This is a genomic window from Nocardioides renjunii (genome assembly GCF_034661175.1).
In the GTDB taxonomy this organism is placed as follows: Bacteria; Actinomycetota; Actinomycetes; order Propionibacteriales; family Nocardioidaceae; genus Nocardioides; species Nocardioides renjunii.
The window spans coordinates 2163051-2182652 of the sequence record NZ_CP141058.1 but is presented as its reverse complement, the minus strand read 5'-3'; the positions used below and the strand labels follow the sequence as shown (position 1 = coordinate 2182652).

Below are 19602 nucleotides of genomic sequence, written 5' to 3'. Positions count from 1 at the left end.
CGCGCTAGGCGAGCGTGCCGGGGTCCGTGTTGGCGCCGCAGACCACCACGGCGACCCGTTCGCCAGCGCCGGGCACGTACGCCGACGACAGCAGGCCCGCGAGAGCAGTGGCGGCGCCGTGCTCGGAGGCGATGCGGTACTCGTCCCACAGGTGCGTCCGCGCCGCCGCGATCGCCTCGTCGCTGACGAGGACCGAGACCGGCGCCTCGGCCTGCGCGGCGGCGAACGCCAGGTCGCCCACCCGCCGGGCGCCGAGCGAGTCGGCGGCGATGCCGGACACCTCGACGTCGACCGGGTGGCCCGCGGCCAGGGCGGCGTGGAGGGTCGGGATGCGCTCGGGCTCCACCGCCACGACGCGGGCGCGCCCGCGCACCGCCGCGGCGATCCCGGCGTAGAGACCGCCACCGCCCACGGCGACCACGATGGTGTCGATGCCCGGCTCGTCCTCGAGGACCTCCTCGCCGATCGTGCCGGCGCCGGCGGCCACCTCGGGCTGGTCGTAGGCGTGGGCGAAGGCCGCGCCCCGCTCCTCGGCGAACGCGACGGCGGCCCGGTAGGCCTCGGCGTACTCCGTGCCGGCGCGACGCACGTCGGCGCCGTACCGACGGATCCGCTGCACCTTCACCTCGGGCGCGGTCTCCGGGACGAAGACCGTCCCCCGGATGCCGAGGGCGCGGGCGGCGAAGGCCTGGGCCAGCCCGGCGTTGCCCCCCGACGCCACGACGATGCCGGCCTCGCCGAGCTCGCCGGACTCCAGTGCCGCGAGCTGCCGGTTGAAGGCACCGCGGGTCTTGAAGACGCCGCAGTGCTGGAGGTGCTCGCACTTGAGCCAGACGCCGTCGCCGTCGGCCGGCGCGAGGAGGGGCGTGCGCCGGATCCGGCCTCCGATGCGCTGCTGGGCGGTGAGCACGTCGTCGCGGGTGATCGTCACCGCGCCAGTATCGGCGACCGGTCGCGCCGGGCGGGCCGCGGCTCAGCGGATGGCGAGCGTGGCGGTGACCACGGCGACGGTGGCGCAGACGGCGCCCCACCCGGCGAGGCGCAGCAGCGGCACCCGGACGCCGGCGGCGCGGCACCGCTGGAGCCACAGCAGCGTCGCCAGCGAGGCCCACGGGGTGACGAGCGCGCCGGCGTTGACCCCGACGAGCGTCGCGACGAGGCGACGGGTGTCGTCGGCCGCCGACGGCTCGACGAGCAGGTAGGCCGGCAGGTTGTTGACCAGGTTGGCGGCCACCGCCGACGCCCCGGCGAGGTGGAGCAGGTCGAGCGTGCGGGTGCCGGTCCCGACGGCCGGGGCCAGCCAGTCGAGGAGCCCCTCGGCCTGCGCCAGCCGCAGCAGCCCGGCGACCAGCACGAAGGCGCCGGCCATCAGCCACGGCGGCCTGACCTCGCGCAGCAGGCCGGGAGCCCGCCACGCCAGCGCCGCGAGCAGCACGAGCGCCGACCCGACGGCCACGGCGGCCGGCTCGAGACCCACGGCGAACAGCGGACCCACGAGCAGGCAGACCGCCGCCGCGACCACCAGCAGCACCCGGTCGTGGGGCTCCGCGGGCGGGTCGACGGCGTACGTCCCGCGCAGCGCCCGGCGCTGCAGGACGGCGACGAGGACCAGCGTGGCCACGACGGCGGCCACCGCCGGCAGCGCGGCCGTGCGGACGTAGTCGCCGTGTCCCGCGCCGAGCTCCTCGAAGCGGTGCACGGCGAGGAGGTTGGTCAGGTTGGACACGGGCAGCAGCAGCGAGCCCGTGTTGGCGATCCACAGCGTCGTCAGGGCGAAGGGCATCGGCGAGATGCCGGTCTGCTGCGCCACTGCCAGCCCGACCGGTGTCAGCAGCACGGCCGTGGTGTCCAGGCTCAGCACGATCGTGCACACCACCGCGAGGACGGCGAACGTCAGCCAGAGGAGCACCACGCGGTGCCGGGCCCGCCGCGCGAGGGCGTGCGCGGCGACGTCGAAGACACCGGCGAGCTGGGCGACCTCGGCCGTCACCGTGATGGCCAGCAGGAACACCGCGACCGGCAGCACCTGCGCCAGGACTGTCCCGGCGAGCTCGGGCACGTGCGTCAGGACGCCGGCTCGGGGAGCGGGCCGAAGACCTGGTTGCAGGTCCAGCCCGCGCACCCGACCAGCAGCGTGCGGCGCAGCTCGAGCGCGGCCAGCACCTCCGCGTAGCGCGGGTCGTCGACCACGTTGACCATCTCGTCGGGGTCCACGAGCCGGTCGTAGAGGAAGGCGTCGCGACCGTCGGTGCCATAGAGGTAGCGCTCGGTGCGGACGCCGCGGTGCGACCACCCCGTCTCCAGCTTGCGGCCGGTCTGGATCAGGGTGGTGTCGCGGAACGACTGCTCGGCACCGAGGAGGGTCGGCACCAGCGAGGTCCCGTCGACCTGCCACTGCGGGGCGACCCCGGTGAGCCCGGCGAAGGTGACGGGGAGGTCGACCAGCGTGACCGGCAGGTCCGACGTGCTGCCCGGGGCGATGCCGGGGCCGCGCACCACCAGCGGGACCTGCATCGCCTCCTCGGTGAGCACGTCCTTGCCGGTGAACCGGTGCTCGCCGAGGGAGTAGCCGTTGTCGGAGGTGAACACGATGTAAGTGTCGTCGAGCACGCCCTGCGCCTCGAGGGTGGCCACCATCGAGCCGACCGCGCGGTCGACTGCCTGCAGCGACTGGAGCCGGGCGGTGTTCTCGGCCCGCACGTCGTCACGCGAGGCGGGGGAGAGGTGGCGGAGGTAGGACGGTTGGTCGGAGACGTCCGCCTCGTTGAAGGCGGGGTCGTCGAAGGACGCCGGGGGCTCGTCGAGGAGCACGTCCTCGTCGCCGGGCGCTGCCGGGGGCAGTCCGCGGCCGCCCTCCGGCGTGATCCGGTAGTGGGGCGCGAGGTGCCAGGCGTAGACCACGAACGGGTCACCGGCGCGGGCGAAGTCGCGGATGTCCTGGTTGGTGCGCTCCTCGATCACCGACGTCACGTAGCTGCCGGTGTAGTGGCGCGGGTCCCCGTCGCCGGTCATCGAGAAGTTCACGTAGTCGTAGACGCCCCGGGTCAGCGCGTCCCACCGCGACCAGCCGGCCGGTCGTACGTCGTCGGGTCCGTAGCCGTTGAGGAACTTGCCGACGAACCCGGTGCTGTAGCCCCCGTCGCGGAACCAGCTGCTCGCCTCCTCGGTCGGGTCGAGCGCCTCGAAGCCGCCGTGGACGCCCTTGTTGTGCTGGACGCCGTTGTTCTGCGCGTACTGCCCCGTCGCCAGCTGGGCGCGCGCCGGGCAGCACAGCGGGTGGGGGGAGATCGCGTCGGTGAACTCCATGCCCTGCTCCACGAGGAGCCGGCGGGTGAGGGGCATGTGGTCGAGGTCGTCGTCGCGCATGTCGTCGGTCATGACGAAGACGAGGTTGGGACGGCGCCCGTCGGCGCCCGGCGCGCTGCCGGGCGACTGGGTGCCCTGGGCCATCCGGACCGAGCCGGGATCGGCCGAGTCACCGTTGGCGGTGACCGTCGCGAGGGTGGCCACGAGCACCACCAGGAGTGCAGCCGTGACCGACTGTGCCCACGCTCGCATCCACATCCCCCGCCGAGACCCCGAAGGTCCTGATCTTCCCCAGTGTGGCGGCCAGACTAGGGGTCGCGGGGGCGCCTTCCCAAAGCGACACGACGACTGGGACGGGGGGAGCCGCAACCGTTACGCTTGACCCTTGCCGACGCCGAGAACCGCCCAGAGAAGGAACCCCAGCGCCGACCATGGACGATAGTCAAAGTCCCCGCACGACCGCACTCGGCTCCGGGCGCGCGTCGTGACCCCGTTGGTGCTCCTCCTCGTCTCGCTGGCGCTCGTCGCCGCGTGCGGGCTCTTCGTCGCCGCCGAGTTCTCCTTCGTCACCGTCGACCGGCCGAGCGTCGAGCGCGCCGCCGCCTCCGGTGACGAGGGCGCGCGCGGCGTACAGCTCGCTCTGCGCTCGCTGTCGACCCAGCTCTCGGGCGCGCAGGTCGGCATCACGGTCACCAACCTGGCCATCGGGTTCCTCGCCGAGCCGGCCATCTCCGACCTCATCGACGGTCCGCTCGCGGCCGCCGGGGTGCCGGACGGCGCGGTGTCGCCGCTGTCCCTCGCGCTGGGCCTGGTCCTCGGCACCGTCGTGACGATGATCTTCGGCGAGATGGTGCCCAAGAACATCGCCATCGCCCGGCCGCTGGAGACCGCCCGCGCGACCCAGGGGTTCATGCGCGGCTTCACCGCCCTCACCGCGCGACCCATCAAGGTGCTCAACGGCTCGGCCAACGCGATCGTGCGGCGCCTGGGCATCGAGCCGCAGGAGGAGCTCCGGTCCGCCCGCAGCGCGCAGGAGCTCGCCTCCCTCGTGCAGCGCTCGGCCGACCAGGGCACCCTCGACGCCGACACCGCCGAGCTCGTCGAGCGGTCGGTCGAGTTCGGCACCCGCACCGCCGGCGAGATCATGACCCCGCGCGTGCGCACCACGACGGTCGAGGAGGGCGACCGGGTCTCCGCCGTCGTCGAGCTGGCCCGCCAGACCGGCCACTCCCGCTTCCCGGTGCTCGACGCCGAGGACACCGTCGTCGGCACGGTCCACGTCAAGCACGCCGTCGCGGTGCCGGTGCACGAGCGGGCCACGACCCGGATCAAGCACGTCATGGTCCGGCCGGTCGTCGTGCCCGACAGCCTGCGCCTCGACCCGCTCCTCGCGCTGCTGCGCCAGGACGGCTTCCAGATGGCCGTCGTCCTCGACGAGTACGGCGGGCACGCCGGCATCGTGACCCTCGAGGACGTCGTGGAGGAGATCGTCGGTGACATCTCCGACGAGCACGACCGCCTCGGCGCGCGGATCCGCCAGCGGCGCGACGGCAGCTGGACGCTGTCGGGCCTGCTGCGTCCCGACGAGGTGGAGGACGCCACCGACATCGAGCTGCCCGACCACGAGGACTACGACACCGTCGCCGGGCTGGTGATGCGCGGGCTCGGCAAGATCCCCGAGCCCGGCGACCGGATCGAGGTCCCGGTGCCCGACCGCAGCGACCCGCGCGAGCTGCGCGAGCGCCTGGTCACCCTCACCGTGGAGCGGATGGAGGGTCTGCGGATCGACCGGCTCGACCTGCGCGCCGTCTCCCCCGAGCCGGGGGAGGGGGCCGGCCGTGAACAGTGACCTCTTCGGCGTCGCCCTCGCGGTCGTGCTGCTGGCCCTCAACGCGTTCTTCGTCGGCGCCGAGTTCGCCCTGCTCGCCGCCCGGCGCAGCCAGATCGAGCCGCGCGCGCAGGAGGGCTCCCGGGCCGCGCGCACGACGCTGCGGGCGATGGAGAACGTCTCGCTCGTGATGGCGGGCGCCCAGCTCGGCATCACCGTGTGCTCGCTCGGCCTCGGCGCCATCGGCGAGCCGGCCGTCGCCCACCTCCTCGAGCCGGTCTTCCACCTGGCCCGGGTCCCCGACGACTTCCTCCACCCCGTCTCCTTCGTGGTGGCGATGTCGATCGTGGTCTACCTCCACGTCGTCCTCGGCGAGATGGTGCCCAAGAACATCGCCCTCGCCGGCGCCGACCGCGCGGCCATGGTGCTGAGCCCGCCGATGATGGTGGTCGTCACCGTCCTGCGCCCGGTGATCGCCGGCATGAACCTCGTCGCCAACGCCACGCTGCGGCTGCTCCGCATCGAGCCCAAGGACGAGGTGCACTCCAGCTTCACGCGCGAGGAGGTGGCCGCGCTGGTGGAGGAGTCGCGGGGGGAGGGGCTGATCGAGGCCGAGGAGTACGACCGGCTCGCCGGTGCCCTCGGCTTCACCGAGAAGTCCGTCCTGTCGATCGTCATGGCGCCCGACACCCTGGCCACCGTCGCCCCTGGGTCGACGGTGGCCGACGTCGAGGCCGTCTGTGCCGCCACGGGCTTCAGCCGGTTCCCGGTCGCCGCCTCGGACGGCACGCTGCTGGGCTACCTCCACATCAAGGACGCCCTCGAGTCCGACGACGACAAGCGCTCGCGGGTCATCGAGGACAAGTGGATCCGCCCGTTCGCCACCGTCGCCCCCGACGACCTGCTCCACGACGCGCTGGAGAGCCTGCAGGTCAAGGGCGCCCACATGGCGCGCGTCGTGCAGCGCGACGGCCAGGTCGTCGGACTGGTGACGCTGGAGGACGTGCTCGAGGAGCTGGTCGGCGAGATCCGCGACGCGGCACACCACGACGTGTCGGGCGTGGACGCCTGAGCGCTCGGTAGGGTCTGCTCGTGTCCGAGGGAGCAGCCCGTGTCTGGACCGTGCCCAACATCATCAGTGTGGTGCGGCTGGCAGGCGTGCCCTTGTTCCTCTGGCTGGTCCTCGGCCCGGAGGCGGACGCCATCGCCCTCGTGGTGCTCATGGTCGCCGGCTTCACCGACTTCCTCGACGGCTGGCTGGCCCGCAGGCTCGACCAGTACTCCCAGCTCGGCGAGATCCTCGACCCGGTGGCCGACCGGCTCTACATCCTCGCCGTCGTGGTGGGGCTCTACCTGCGCGACATCATCCCGTGGTGGGTCGCGCTCGCCCTGCCCCTGCGCGACCTCTTCCTCTGGGGGCTGGTGCCGATCCTGCGCACCCGCGGCTTCTCGGCGCTGCCGGTCCACTTCCTCGGCAAGGCCGCGACCTTCAACCTCCTCTACGCCTTCCCGCTGCTGCTGCTCGGCGAGGGCGACGGCATCGTCGCCACCCTGGCCCGCACCTTCGGCTGGGCCTTCGCCTGGTGGGGGATCGGCCTCTACTGGTGGGCCGGTCTGCTCTACGCCTGGCAGGTCCGCACGCTGCTGCGCGAGACCCCGCGCCGTCGTACGCCGGTGTCGGACCATGGCTGACACCCGCGCGCCCGAGCAGGGTGAGGACACCGCCCGGCGGCTCCCCGACCACGTCACGACGCCGCTGCTGACGCTCATCACCGCGCGCTCCATGGACGAGGACTACGCCCACGTCGCCCAGAAGCGGGCGGCGGCGGGGGAGCAGCCCGCTCCGTCGTCGCGGCGTCCGCACTGGGCCAGCCTCGCGGCCGTCGCGGTGCTCGGCGTCGGGGCAGCCGTGGTCGCGGCGCAGACCGACCGGCAGGCCGAGGTCGACGAGCTCAGCCGGGCCGCCCTCATCGAGCAGGTCGAGCTCCGGCGCGACCAGCTGCGCGGTGTGCAGTCCCAGGTCGCCGAGCTCGCGGAGTCCAACCAGGCGCTGGCGAGCAACAACACGAAGGTCCAGGCGCAGCTCGACGACAGCGAGGCCAGGATCCGGCGCGCCGAGCTCACCACCGGCTACTCCGCGGTGCACGGGCCCGGGGTGCGGATGACCGTCGACAACCGGCCCGACGTCGAGATCAACGACGAGATCCGCGACGAGGACCTCGCCCTGCTCGTCAACGGGCTCTTCGAGGCCGGTGCCGAGGCGATCGCCGTCAACGACCAGCGGATCAACGTCCTCGGCGGCATCCGCAACACCAACCGCGCCATCCACGTCAACGGTCGCCCGGTCAACGCCCCCTACGTCGTCTCGGCGATCGGCGACCCCCGGACGCTGCAGGCCAGGCTGGTGCAGACCAGCACCGGCCAGGAGTGGTTCACGCTGGTCAACGGTCTCGGCTTCCTTTACTCGGCGGAGAATGTGGACGACATCCGGCTGCCGTCTGCGCCCGAGCGGGCGCTGCGTGATGTGATCGAGCTCAACGCCGATCCGGACGGCGCGACGGAAGGGGAGGCGAGCTCGCCGTGATCGCTGCACTCGGGCTGCTGTTCGGCATCGTCGCCGGCCTCGTCTTCGCCCCCGACGTCCCGCTCAGCCTGCAGAACTACCTGCCCATCGCCGTGGTGGCCGCGCTCGACGCCGTCTTCGGCGGGCTCCGGGCCTACCTCGACGGCATCTTCGACGACAAGGTCTTCGTCGTCTCGTTCGTCAGCAACGTGGTGATCGCCGCGGCGATCGTCTACCTCGGCGACCAGCTCGGGGTCGGCGCACAGCTGACCACGGGCGTGGTGGTCGTCCTCGGCATCCGGATCTTCTCCAACGTCGCAGCGATCCGCAGGCACGTCTTCCATGCCTGAGCAGGACCCGACCACGCAGGAGCCTGCGACCGAGGAGAGCCCCGGTCGCGAGCGGATGCGCGACGCGCTGATGCGGCCCTCGGGCCGCCAGGCCGTGGTCGGGGTGCTCCTGGCGGTGCTGGGCTTCGCCTTCGTCGTCCAGGTGCGCGACACCAACTCCAACGACACCTACGCCGGGCTGCGCGAGAGCGAGCTGATCCAGGTGCTCGACGGCCTGACCGGCACCGCCGAGCGGGCCCGCCGCGAGGTCGACCGGCTCGAGGCCCGCCGTGACGAGCTGCGCGACGAGAACCAGGCCCGTTCGGCCGCCCTCGACGAGGCCGAGCAGCGGCTGCGCACCCTCAACGTCATCGCGGGGCTGGTGCCCGTGTCCGGCCAGGGCCTTCGCGTCACGATCGGCGAGTCCGAGACCCGGGTGAGCGTCGGGTCGCTGCTCGACACCATCCAGGAGCTGCGCACCGCCGGCGCGGAGGCGATGGAGTTCAACGACTCGATCCGGCTCGGCGCCGACAGCTCGTTCGAGGACGGCGTGGGCGGCATCGAGCTCGACGGCGAGCTGCTGGAGCCGCCGTACGTCCTCGACGTGATCGGCGACCCGCACATCCTGCGGACCGCGCTCACCTTCTCCACCGGCCCGGTCGAGACCCTGGAGACGCTCGACGGCGCCACGGTCACGATCGAGGAGCTCGAGACGGTGGAGATCACCAGCGTCCGCGAGGCGTCCCGACCTGAGTATGCGGAGTTCGGGACGGGCCAGTAGCCTGCCGATCACCCCACCAGACCTGCGTCCCCGAGGAGACCCCACGTGTATCCGGAGAACCTGAAGTACACCAGCGAGCACGAGTGGGTCCGCACCCCCGGTGACGCCGAGGGCTCGGTCCGGGTGGGGATCACCGACTTCGCCCAGGACGCGCTCGGCGACATCGTCTACGTCTCCCTCCCGCAGGTCGGCGACGCAGTGACCGCCGGCGACACCTGCGGCGAGCTGGAGTCCACCAAGTCGGTCAGCGACATCTACGCCCCCGTGACCGGCGAGGTCGTGGCGACCAACTCGGCGCTCGACTCGACGCCCGAGCTGGTCAACAGCGACCCCTACGAGGCCGGCTGGCTGTTCGAGGTGAGCGTCTCCGACGCCTCGCAGGTCGACGGCCTCATGGACGCCGCCGCCTACCAGGCCGGCCTCGAGGGCTGACCGCGCACGATCGTCCGCACCGCCCGACAGATGGCTGGTAGGTTCGGACGAACCATCAACCTCAACCCTCGGCTGAGGGTTCAGTGTCGATCCGTCGAGGAGCTCACATGCCGTTCTGCACCAACTGTGGGAAGCAGAATCCTGACGACGCCCGCTTCTGCGCCCAGTGCGGCACGAAGCTGCTCGGCGGGGAGGACGCCGGGCCGACCCCCGTCGAGACCACGGCCACCATCACCTTCGGCGCGCCGGACCAGCGCGAGTCCTCCGACCGCCAGCTGAGCCCGGTCGACGCCGCGGCGGTCGACGCGCTGCCCGAGGGCCACGCCCTCCTCGTCGTGCAGCGCGGCCCCAGCGCCGGCAGCCGCTTCCTCCTCGACACCGACGTCGTCGGCGCCGGCCGTCACCCCGACAGCGAGATCTTCCTCGACGACGTCACCGTGTCGCGGCGGCACGCGGAGTTCCGTCGCTCGGGCGCCGGCTACACCGTCAGCGACGTCGGCAGCCTCAACGGCACCTATGTCAACCGCGACCGCATCGACTCCGTCGAGCTCAACGACGGCGACGAGGTGCAGATCGGCAAGTACCGCCTGGTGTTCTTCTCCTCCCACCCGGACAGCTGATCCGTGAGTGCCCCGACGCCCTCGGCATCGAGTCGCGGCGCCCGCTACAACATCGGGCAGGTCCTCGACCAGCTCCGCCCCGACTTCCCGGGGGTGACGATCTCGAAGATCCGCTTCCTCGAGGACCAGGGCCTGGTCAAGCCGGAGCGCACGCCCGCCGGCTACCGCAAGTTCTCCGGCGCCGACGTCGACCGGCTGCGCTACATCCTGCTGATGCAGCGCGACCACTACCTGCCGCACAAGGTCATCGGCGAGCACCTCGACGCCATCGACCGCGGGCTCGAGCCGCCGGCCATCGACGGCGTCGTCCCGACCGTGCCCAAGGTGGCCCTGAGCGCCGACGGCCTGCCCAGCCCGGAGTCGTTCCGGCGCGCCAGCGACCTGCGCCTCTCGCGGCGCGAGCTGATCAAGGTCGCGGACATCTCCGAGGACCTGCTGTCGCAGCTCGAGCAGTACGGGCTGGTGTCGGCCCGCACGGGCACCGGCCACTTCGACAGCGACGCCCTCGTCGTGGCGCAGACCGCCCGCGAGCTCGCCGACTTCGGCTTCGAGCCGCGCCACCTGCGCGCGTTCAAGACCGCCGCCGACCGTGAGGTCGGGCTCGTGCAGCAGGTCGTCGCGCCGCTCGCGCGCGGTCGCGACGCCGCCGCCCAGGGCCGCGCCGAGGACGCCACCGCCGAGATCGCCGCCCTGTCCGTCCGGCTCCACGCCACGCTCGTCAAGGTGGGGCTCGACCGGGGCTGACCCGCCGGCCGCCGCAGTCGCCGTACGGCCTGTCGGACAGGACGAAGTCCGACGGTGGGGGCGTACGCCGCTGGGCTGGCCGCGCAACCGCGGGTTTGTCCTGTCCGACAGGCCGCGGCCACCGGGCGCCGCTCTGACCGGGAGCGGTGCGTGAGACAAGGTTCTGCGCCCAGGAAACCTGCACCACTCACCGCTCGGCAGGACCAGCCCCGCACCCCCTCCGAGATCAGGGGCCGTGAGTAGGGTGGGGACATGCGCGAAATGGACGTCGTCGGAGTCCGCGTCGAGATGCCCTCCAACCAGCCGATCGTGCTGCTGCGGGAGGTGACGGGGGAGCGCTACCTCCCCATCTGGATCGGGGCCGTCGAGGCCACCGCCATCGCCTTCGCGCAGCAGGGGGTCACCCCGCCGCGTCCGTTGACGCACGACCTGATGCGCGACGTGCTCGAGGCGACGGGGCAGCGGCTCGACGAGGTACGCATCGTCGACATGCAGGACGGCATCTTCTTCGCGCAGCTGGTCTTCGACGGCGGTGCCGAGGTGGGTGCCCGCCCGTCGGACTCCATCGCCCTGGCCCTGCGCACCGGGTCGCGCATCGTGTGCGCCGAGGCGGTGCTCGAAGAGGCCGGCCTCGCCGTCCCGGCCGAGCAGGAGGACGAGGTCGAGCGGTTCCGCGAGTTCCTCGACCATGTCTCGCCCGACGACTTCGAGTCCCACTAGCCCCAGCGGCACCGCCGGAAACTCTCACCCTCGACCTGAGGTTGAGGGTTGGCGACACGCCGCTCGTGTGGATGGACAACCCGTCCGCGCGGGCTTACGGTGAACTGTCTCTGTTGTAACTCCACCGCTGTGGTTGTCGGTCAGACCGGCGCCGGGCGGGCCCTTCCCCCAGGAGTTACCGCTCAGCGGAGGAACTGACCTGGAGGGTCACAGTGGCTAGCAACGAGAACGAGCAGGGCGCGGACGCGGCCGGGATCAAGGCTGCGGCCGAGGCGGCCGACCTCGCCGAGGAGCAGGGCCTGCTCTTCGCCGACGATGTCTCGCCGCTCCCCAGCGACACCGGCTACCGCGGCCCGACGGCCTGCAACGCGGCCGGCATCACCTACCGCCAGCTCGACTACTGGGCCCGCACCGGCCTCGTCGAGCCGAGCGTCCGCGGCGCCGCCGGCTCCGGCTCGCAGCGGCTCTACTCCTTCCGCGACATCCTGATCCTCAAGGTCGTCAAGCGGCTGCTCGACGCGGGCATCTCGCTGCAGCAGATCCGCACCGCCACCGCCCACCTCCGTGAGCGCGGCACCGACGACCTGACGCGCGTGACGCTGATGAGCGACGGGGCCTCGGTCTACGAGTGCACCAGCAACGACGAGGTCATCGACCTGCTCCAGGGCGGCCAGGGCGTGTTCGGCATCGCCATCGGCGGCGTCTGGCGCGAGATCGAGGGCACCCTCGCCCAGCTGCCCAGCGAGCGCACCGCGGAGGAGCCCGGCTCCACCGTCGCCGGTGACGAGCTCGCCGCCCGCCGCGCCGCACGGCAGACCGGCTGAACGCTCCCCAGCACTGCAGAACCTCGGACGAAGCCGCCCGCACCCCGGGCGGCTTCGCCCATTCGTGTTGCGTATCGCTAAACTGCAGATGCCGACATCCCGTGCGGGAGAGTCGTTGCGGCCGGTCCCCGTGGCAGGTCGCAGTGCGCCGAAGGGGCAATTCCTCCCGGAACCTCTCAGGCACCAGGACCGCACGGGCTGGCACTCTGGAGGCCACCGGGCCGACAGATGGGAGGTCATCCGAGTGACCTCAAGGAGTGCCCGTGCCGGACGCCGCCTCGACCGACAGCTCGACCCACAGCTCGACCGACTCGACCGCGACCACGCTGGGCGAGTTCGTCGCCCGCCACATCGGCCCTGACGACGCGGCCGTCGCGCAGATGCTCGAGGCCGTGGGCCACGAGTCGCTCGAGGCGCTGATGTCCGCCGCCGTCCCCGGCGGCATCCGCACCGCCGCGGCGCTCGACCTGCCGGACGCGCTCGACGAGGACGCCACCGCCCGCGCGCTGCGCACGCTGGCCTCGCAGAACCGCCCCGCCGAGGCGATGATCGGGCTCGGCTACCACGCGACGATCACCCCGCCCGTCATCCGGCGCAACGTCCTCGAGGACCCGTCCTGGTACACCGCCTACACGCCCTACCAGCCCGAGATCTCCCAGGGCAGGCTCGAGGCGCTGCTGAACTTCCAGACCGTGGTGGCCGACCTGACCGGGCTGGCGACCGCCAACGCGTCGCTGCTCGACGAGGGCACCGCGGCGGCGGAGGCGATGACGCTCGTACGCCGCGCGCAGCGCACCGCGACCGGGCCCTTCGTCGTCGACGCCGACGCGCTGCCCCAGACGATCGACGTCATCCGCACGCGCGCCGAGGGTCTTGGCATCGAGGTCGTCGTGGCCGACCTGCGCGACGGCCTGCCCGAGGGTGACCTGTGCGGCGTGCTGGTGCAGTACCCCGGCGCGTCCGGCGCCGTTCCCGACCCGCGCCCGGTGATCGAGGCCGCCCACGAGCGGGGCGGCCTGGTCGTCGTCGCCGCCGACATCCTCTCCCTGGCCCTGCTCGAGGCGCCGGGCACCTTCGGGGCCGACGTCGTCGTCGGCTCGTCCCAGCGCTTCGGCGTACCCCTCTTCTACGGCGGGCCGCACGCCGGCTTCATGGCGGTCTCCGCCGGGCTCGAGCGGCACCTGCCGGGTCGGCTCGTGGGCGTCTCCGTCGATGCGGAGGGCCGTCCGGCCTACCGGCTCGCGCTGCAGACCCGCGAGCAGCACATCCGCCGCGACAAGGCCACGTCCAACATCTGCACCGCTCAGGTCCTGCTCGCGGTGGTCGCGTCGATGTACGCCGTCTACCACGGCCCCGAGGGCCTGCGCCGGATCGCCCAGCGCACCCACGACCACGCCAACGGGATCGCCGCCGCCCTCCGCGCCGGCGGACTCGAGGTCGTCAACGACACCTGGTTCGACACGCTCACCGTCGCCGTGCCGGGCCGCGCGGGCGAGGTCGTCGCTGCGGCGCGCACGGTCGGGCTCCACCTGCGGCTCGTCGACGAGGACCACGTCGGGCTGTCCACCTCCGAGCGCACCAGCGCCTCGACGGTGGCGGCCGTGCTCCGCGCCTTCGGCGTGGCGGCCGGGACCGACGCGACGGCGGCCGGCCTCCCCGAGGCGCTGCGCCGCACCACGGACTTCCTGACTCACGAGGTCTTCAACTCCCACCACAGCGAGACGCAGATGCTGCGCTACCTCGCGAAGCTGTCCAACCGCGACTACGCGCTCGACCGCGGCATGATCCCGCTCGGCTCCTGCACGATGAAGCTCAACGCCACCACGGAGATGGAGCCGGTGAGCCTGCCCGGCTTCGCCGACCTGCACCCGTTCGCGCCGGCACAGGACGCGACCGGCTACCGCGAGCTCGTCGACGACCTCGAGCGCTGGCTCGCCGAGGTGACCGGCTACGACAAGGTCTCCGTGCAGCCCAACGCCGGGTCGCAGGGCGAGCTGGCCGGCCTCCTCGCCATCCGTGGCTACCACCGTGCCAACGGCGACACCGACCGCAACGTATGCCTCATCCCGTCGTCGGCGCACGGCACCAACGCCGCCTCGGCGGTGATGGCCGGCATGAAGGTCGTCGTGGTCAAGGCGTCCGACGACGGGTCGGTCGACCTCGACGACCTCCTCGCCAAGTGCGACCAGCACGCCGAGTCCCTGGCCGCGATCATGGTGACCTACCCCTCGACGCACGGCGCCTACGAGGACACCATCACTGACCTGTGCAAGATCGTCCACGACCACGGCGGCCAGGTCTACGTCGACGGCGCCAACCTGAACGCGCTGCTCGGCTACGCGCGTCCCGGCGAGTTCGGCGGCGACGTCTCCCACCTCAACCTGCACAAGACGTTCTGCATCCCGCACGGCGGTGGCGGTCCCGGTGTGGGGCCGGTCGCCGTGCGCTCCCACCTCGCCCCCTACCTGCCCTCGCACGCGTGGCACCCGGAGGCGGAGAAGCGCCAGGGCATCGGCCCGATCAGCGCGGCGCCGTACGGCTCCGCGGGCATCCTGCCGATCACCTGGGCCTACATCCGGATGATGGGCGCGCAGGGCCTCACCCGGGCCACCGCCGTGGCGGTGCTGTCCGCCAACTACGTCGCGCACCGCCTCGGCGAGCACTTCCCGGTCCTCTACCGCGGGCACGGCGACCTCGTCGCCCACGAGTGCATCCTCGACCTGCGCGGCATCACCAAGGCCAGCGGCGTGAGCGTCGATGACGTCGCCAAGCGCCTGGTCGACTACGGCTTCCACGCGCCGACCATGTCGTTCCCGGTCGCCGGGACCCTCATGGTCGAGCCGACCGAGTCCGAGGACCTGGCCGAGATCGACCGGTTCTGCGACGCGATGATCGCGATCCGCGGCGAGATCGCGCGGGTCGAGGCGGGCGAGTGGACGCCCGAGGACTCGCCGCTGCGCCACGCCCCGCACACCGCCCGCGCGCTGGTCGGGGAATGGGAGCGGCCCTACTCCCGCGAGCTCGGCGTCTTCCCGCAGGGCATCGACCCCGACAAGTACTGGCCCCCGGTGGCGCGCATCGACCAGGCCTACGGCGACCGCAACCTCGTCTGCGCCTGCCCGCCGCCGGAGGCGTTCGCCCAGGACTGACCGTGCGGCAGGCGCCGTCTAGGGTCTCCCCGTGAGCGACCAACGACAGCGCCTGCTGGACGTCGCGCAGGCCGAGGGCCGGCTGACGTCCGTGGTCGGTGCCGTCTTCGACCGCTACGGCGCCGTGTGGGCCGGTGGCGCCGGGGACGCGCCGGGCCTCGACGGGCAGTACCGGATCGGGTCGATCACCAAGACCATGACGGCGGTCCTGGTGATGCAGGCCCGCGACGCCGGTCTGCTCGACCTCGACGACCCGCTGTCGGCGCACCTCGGCGACGTCGGCTACGGCGAGGCGACGATCCGTGAGGCGCTGGCGCACTCCTCGGGCATGCAGAGCGAGCCGCGCGGGGCGTGGTGGGAACGCACCCGCGGTGGGGACTTCGCAGCGCTGGTCGCGGCCAACGACGGTGCGGGCCGGGTCGCCGGCCCGGGGGAGTGGTTCCACTACTCCAACCTCGGCTACGCACTCCTCGGCGAGGTGGTCGCGCGCCGGCTCGGCGCCCCGTGGCGGGTCCTCGTCGCCGAGCGGCTCCTCCGGCCGCTGGGGATGCGTACGACGTCGTACCTCCCGCGCCCGGGCGCGCAGGCGGGGTGGAGCGTCGACCACTTCACCGGCATCCGCGTGCACGAGCCGCTGACCGACACCGGCGCGATGGCGCCGGCCGGTCAGCTGTGGTCGACCCTGGCCGACCTCGTCACATGGGGGCAGGTGCTGGGCGGCAGCCGCCCCGACGTCCTCGCCGCGGCGACGCTGGCGGAGATGCACCGCCCGGTGACCCCGGACTACGGTCTCGGCCTGATGCTGGGACTGCACCCCGGTGGCCGGCTGGTCGGGCACAACGGCTCGATGCCGGGGTTCCTTGCCGCCCTCCACGTCGACCCGGACAGCGGCATCGGCTCGGTGGTGCTCACCAATGCCACGACCGGCATCGACCCGCGCGAGCTGGCGGTGTCGCTCATCGAGGGCGACCCGGACGCCGACGACGAGCGGCCCGCGCCGTGGCGGCCGACGGTGGTGCTGCCCGGGCCGGTGCACGGCCTGCCCGGCGTCTGGTTCTGGGGCAACACGGCCTACGACGTGCGCTGGCACAACGACGGCCTCGAGCTGCGCGCGATGGCGCGGGGCGGGGTCGTCACTGACCGGTTCGAGCTCGTCGACGGAGCCCTGGTCGGGGTGCTCGGCTACCACCGCGGCGAGCGCCTCGACGTCGCACGCCGACCGGACGGGAGCATCCGCAACCTCGAGTGCGCGACGTTCGTCTACACGCGCACGCCCTACGACCCCGACGTCGACATCCCGGGCGGCCACCCACGCTGACGCGCGGTGGGAGGCCCCGGCCGGGACGCTTGCCTCAGACGCCCTGGGACACGCTCGACATGTTGAAGTCGGGGATCCGCAGCGCCGGCGTCGCGGTGCGGGAGAAGTAGTCGTCGCCCCACTCGCGGCTGAAGCTGGGCACCGACTCGGTCGCGGCGCTGAACCGGTTGAGCAGGTCGATCGGGCTCTCGTTCCACCGGAAGTTGTTGGCTGCGCCGACGATCTCGCCGTCCTCCACGACGTAGACGCCGTCGCGGGTCAGGCCGGTGAGGAGCATGGTCTGCGGGTCGACCTCGCGGATGTACCACAGGCAGGTGAGCAGCAGGCCGCGCTGCGTGCCGGCGACCATGTCGCCGATCGTGCCGGCACCGTCACCGACCTCGAGGACGAGGTTGTCGACCATCGGCGTGACGGGCTGTCCGGTCATCCCGGCCGAGTGACGGGTCTGGAGGAGGCCCGTGAGCAGCCCGTCGCGGATCCAGTCCGTCCGCCCGAGCGGCAGGCCGTTGTCGAAGACCGAGTCGGTGTTGTCCGAGGCGCCGGCGATGACGAACGGCGCACACTCCAGTCCCGGGTGAGCCGGGTCGGAGAACAGGCTCACCCCGGGCGCGGCGACCTTGTCGCCGATCCGGGTGCCGCCGCCGCGGCGGCTGTAGACCGACTCGCCCTCGTGCGCGACGCGGGCGCCGGCGCCCCAGTAGGCGTCGATCATCAGGTCGGCCACCGACGACGGCGGCAGGATGGTGTCGTAGCGACCGGCGGGCAGGTCGATGCGCCGCTCGGCCCACCGGAGCCGCTGCGCGACGGTGGCGGCCATCGCCGCCGCGTCGACGTCGCGGAAGTCGCGGGTGGCACCTCCGGTCCAGGCGCTGCGGGTCAACGAGGTGTCCTTGCCGGTGCAGGCGTAGTGGCCCGTGGGCTGCACGTGGCGCAGCCGCAGCCCGCGGCTCGAGCCGAGGTAGGTCGTGGCGACGTCGTGGTTGACGAACCCGTAGAGGAGCCGGTCCTCGGCGGTGGCCTGCACGAACGCCTCGCCGAGCGCCGGGGCGAACGCGTCGTAGACGCCGATGTCGGTGGTCTCGGGCCCGGTCTCCCAGTCGGGGGACGTCACGTCGCCCACGAGCTCCGCCTCGTCCTCGGCGGGCGAGCCGGCGCGCGCCGCCGCGTCCGCCGCGGTCACGAGGGCGGTGACCTGCTCGAGGGTGGAGGCGCTGCCGGAGACCGAGCCGGTGGCGACGCCTCCGCCGACGGCGGCGAAGCTGACGACGGTCATGGAGACCTCGGTCATCACGCCGTTCGTGGTGAGCGTGTTGTTGGCCCAGCGCAGGTTGGCGCTGGTGGTGTCGCGGACGATGGCGATGCAGTCGTCGGCGCTCGACGTCGCGAGCGCGTGCTCGACCAGCTGCTGGGCGGTGAGGTGCGCGGAGGGCTGCAGGGAGGGGGACATCAGTGGCCTGCCTCGTCGATGGTGTTGAGGATGTTGACGCCCCGGAAGAGCGCGGTCGGGGCGCCGTGGCTGACCGCGGCGACCTGACCGGGCTGGGCCTTGCCGCAGTTGAACGCCCCGTGCAGCTCCCAGGTGTCCGGACCGCCGACCGCCTCCATCGAGCCCCAGAAGTCGGTCGTGGTCGCCTGGTAGGCGACGTCGCGCAGCATCCCGTCGAGCCTGCCGTCGGTGATGCGGTAGAACCGCTGGCCGGTGAACTGGAAGTTGAAGCGCTGCATGTCGATCGACCAGGACTTGTCACCGACCACGTAGATGCCGCGCTCGACGCGCCCGATGAGGTCGTCGGTGGTGAGGTCGTCGGCACCGGCCACGAGGGACACGTTGGCCATCCGCTGGATCGGGATGTGCCCCGGCGAGTCGGCGTACGCGCAGCCGTTGGAGCGGCCGTCGTTGAGCTCCGGCTTGAGGTGACCCATCGACCGGTCGAGCTGGTAGCCGACGAGGACGCCGTCGCGGACGATGTCCCAGCTCTGCGTCTGGACGCCCTCGTCGTCGTAGCCGACGGTGGCCAGGCCGTGCTCCTGCGTGCGGTCGCCCTGCACGTTCATGACGGGGGAGCCGTACTGCAGGGTGCCGAGCTTGTCGTAGGTCGCGAACGACGTGCCGGCGTAGTTGGCCTCGTAGCCCAGGGCGCGGTCGAGCTCGGTGGCGTGGCCGATCGACTCGTGGATCGTGAGCCAGAGGTTGGAGGGGTGGACGACCAGGTCGTACGTCCCCGCCTCGACGCTGGGCGCCTTCAGCTTCTCCGCGAGCAGCTCGGGCACCTCGGCCAGCTCGGCGTCCCAGTCCCAGTGCCCGCCGGTGAGGTACTCCCAGCCGCGCCCGACCGGCGGGGCGATGGAGGCCATCGAGTCGAAGATCCCGCTCTCGGCGTCCTCGCCGGTGGCCTCGAAGCCGGGCTGCAGGCGGACGCGCTGCTGGGTGGTGCGCGTGCCGGACAGGTCGGCGTAGTACTTGTTCTCCTGCACCTGCTGGAGGAACGCCGTCGCGTGGGCGACGGCGGCACCGCTGCGCAGCCGCTGCGTCCAGTCGACGAGGAGGGCGGCCTTCTCGGAGGTGGGTACGTCGAGGGGGTTGGTCTCGTAGGCCGAGATCCAGGTGACGTCGTCGTGGACCGGCTCGGGCGCGAGCTCGACCGGCGTCGTGGTCATCGCCGCGGCCACCTTGGCCACCGCGACGGCCGTCTCGGCGACGCGGCGGGCCTCGTCGTCGGTCAGCACCACGCCCGAGGCGAAGCCCCAGGCGCCGTCGTGGACGACGCGCACCGCGAAGCCGAGGTCCTCGGCGTCGCTGGCGGTCTGGAGGACGCCGTCGCGGGCGCCGAGGTACTGGTAGCGGTTGCGCTCCAGGCGGAAGTCCGCGTGGCTGGCACCGAGCTCCTGCGCTCGGGCCAGGGCGACGTCGCCGAGGCGACGGTGCGGCAGGTCGCTGAAGGTCGGGTCGAGCCCGGGCGCACTCATGCGGACGAACCTATCCCGAGC

Annotated in this window: 18 protein-coding genes and 1 riboswitch; of the genes, 13 read left to right on the top strand and 5 right to left on the bottom strand. The window is 72.6% G+C overall.

Features of this window, described 5'->3' with window-relative positions:
• Positions 1 to 4: 4 nt before the first annotated feature.
• From SHK17_RS10365 to SHK17_RS10355, 3 genes are read right to left on the bottom strand one after another with little or no spacing between them, the layout of a single operon-like run.
• Positions 5 to 931: a threonine/serine dehydratase gene (locus SHK17_RS10365; protein ID WP_322921994.1), complete on the bottom strand. Its 927-nt coding sequence runs from the start codon at positions 929 to 931 to the stop codon at positions 5 to 7.
• Between the two features lie 42 nt (positions 932 to 973).
• Positions 974 to 2059 carry an ArsB/NhaD family transporter gene (locus tag SHK17_RS10360; protein ID WP_322424253.1) on the bottom strand — a complete coding sequence of 362 codons (1086 nt, stop codon included), beginning with the start codon at positions 2057 to 2059 and terminating at the stop codon, positions 974 to 976.
• A gap of 5 nt (positions 2060 to 2064) precedes the next feature.
• Entirely contained in the window at positions 2065 to 3558 is a 1494-nt protein-coding gene (locus SHK17_RS10355; protein WP_322424252.1) for a sulfatase family protein, read from the bottom strand.
• 232 nt (positions 3559 to 3790) lie between these two features.
• Between SHK17_RS10355 and SHK17_RS10350 the strand changes: the two genes are divergently transcribed.
• The 13 genes from SHK17_RS10350 (at position 3791) to SHK17_RS10290 (ending at position 16614) form a co-directional block, all read left to right on the top strand.
• A complete protein-coding gene (locus SHK17_RS10350) occupies positions 3791 to 5155 on the top strand; it encodes a CNNM domain-containing protein (protein WP_172272201.1) in 1365 nt (454 codons plus the stop codon).
• The gene (locus tag SHK17_RS10345; protein ID WP_172272204.1) at positions 5145 to 6206 is read left to right on the top strand and encodes a CNNM domain-containing protein; all 1062 of its coding nucleotides are present in this window, start codon (positions 5145 to 5147) and stop codon (positions 6204 to 6206) included. The genes SHK17_RS10350 and SHK17_RS10345 overlap by 11 nt, the downstream gene beginning before the upstream one ends.
• Positions 6207 to 6226: 20 nt before the next feature.
• Positions 6227 to 6826, top strand: coding sequence for a CDP-alcohol phosphatidyltransferase family protein (locus SHK17_RS10340; protein WP_405030400.1), 600 nt, complete (start codon positions 6227 to 6229; stop codon positions 6824 to 6826).
• Complete coding sequence (locus SHK17_RS10335) at positions 6819 to 7718, top strand: DUF881 domain-containing protein (protein WP_172272207.1); 900 nt, start codon at positions 6819 to 6821, stop codon at positions 7716 to 7718. The genes SHK17_RS10340 and SHK17_RS10335 overlap by 8 nt, the downstream gene beginning before the upstream one ends.
• A complete protein-coding gene (locus tag SHK17_RS10330) occupies positions 7715 to 8047 on the top strand; it encodes a DUF1290 domain-containing protein (protein ID WP_172272210.1) in 333 nt (110 codons plus the stop codon). Before SHK17_RS10335 ends, SHK17_RS10330 begins: the two co-directional genes overlap by 4 nt.
• The gene (locus SHK17_RS10325) at positions 8040 to 8807 is read left to right on the top strand and encodes a DUF881 domain-containing protein (protein ID WP_172272213.1); all 768 of its coding nucleotides are present in this window, start codon (positions 8040 to 8042) and stop codon (positions 8805 to 8807) included. Before SHK17_RS10330 ends, SHK17_RS10325 begins: the two co-directional genes overlap by 8 nt.
• 45 nt (positions 8808 to 8852) lie before the next feature.
• The gene (gene gcvH / locus SHK17_RS10320) at positions 8853 to 9239 is read left to right on the top strand and encodes a glycine cleavage system protein GcvH (RefSeq protein ID WP_172272216.1); all 387 of its coding nucleotides are present in this window, start codon (positions 8853 to 8855) and stop codon (positions 9237 to 9239) included.
• Between the two features lie 107 nt (positions 9240 to 9346).
• Positions 9347 to 9859, top strand: coding sequence for an FHA domain-containing protein (locus SHK17_RS10315; RefSeq protein ID WP_172272219.1), 513 nt, complete (start codon positions 9347 to 9349; stop codon positions 9857 to 9859).
• A 3-nt stretch (positions 9860 to 9862) separates the two neighbouring features.
• Positions 9863 to 10603, top strand: coding sequence for a transcriptional regulator FtsR (gene ftsR, locus SHK17_RS10310; RefSeq protein WP_322424250.1), 741 nt, complete (start codon positions 9863 to 9865; stop codon positions 10601 to 10603).
• 252 nt (positions 10604 to 10855) lie between these two features.
• Entirely contained in the window at positions 10856 to 11323 is a 468-nt protein-coding gene (locus SHK17_RS10305) for a bifunctional nuclease family protein (protein ID WP_172272225.1), read from the top strand.
• A 212-nt stretch (positions 11324 to 11535) separates the two neighbouring features.
• A complete protein-coding gene (locus SHK17_RS10300) occupies positions 11536 to 12147 on the top strand; it encodes a MerR family transcriptional regulator (RefSeq protein ID WP_322424249.1) in 612 nt (203 codons plus the stop codon).
• A gap of 94 nt (positions 12148 to 12241) precedes the next feature.
• A riboswitch (glycine riboswitch) is annotated at positions 12242 to 12349 on the top strand.
• A gap of 178 nt (positions 12350 to 12527) precedes the next feature.
• The gene (gene gcvP, locus SHK17_RS10295; protein WP_405030410.1) at positions 12528 to 15296 is read left to right on the top strand and encodes an aminomethyl-transferring glycine dehydrogenase; all 2769 of its coding nucleotides are present in this window, start codon (positions 12528 to 12530) and stop codon (positions 15294 to 15296) included.
• A 31-nt stretch (positions 15297 to 15327) separates the two neighbouring features.
• Positions 15328 to 16614 carry a serine hydrolase domain-containing protein gene (locus SHK17_RS10290; RefSeq protein WP_322424248.1) on the top strand — a complete coding sequence of 429 codons (1287 nt, stop codon included), beginning with the start codon at positions 15328 to 15330 and terminating at the stop codon, positions 16612 to 16614.
• 34 nt (positions 16615 to 16648) lie between these two features.
• Here SHK17_RS10290 and SHK17_RS10285 read toward each other — a convergent pair whose 3' ends face one another.
• Both SHK17_RS10285 and SHK17_RS10280 read right to left on the bottom strand, forming a co-directional pair.
• Positions 16649 to 18061 (bottom strand): metallopeptidase TldD-related protein, encoded by a 1413-nt coding sequence (locus SHK17_RS10285; RefSeq protein WP_322424247.1) that lies wholly within the window; start codon positions 18059 to 18061, stop codon positions 16649 to 16651.
• A complete protein-coding gene (locus tag SHK17_RS10280; RefSeq protein ID WP_322921993.1) occupies positions 18061 to 19581 on the bottom strand; it encodes a TldD/PmbA family protein in 1521 nt (506 codons plus the stop codon). Before SHK17_RS10280 ends, SHK17_RS10285 begins: the two co-directional genes overlap by 1 nt.
• Between the last annotated feature and the right edge of the window lie 21 nt (positions 19582 to 19602).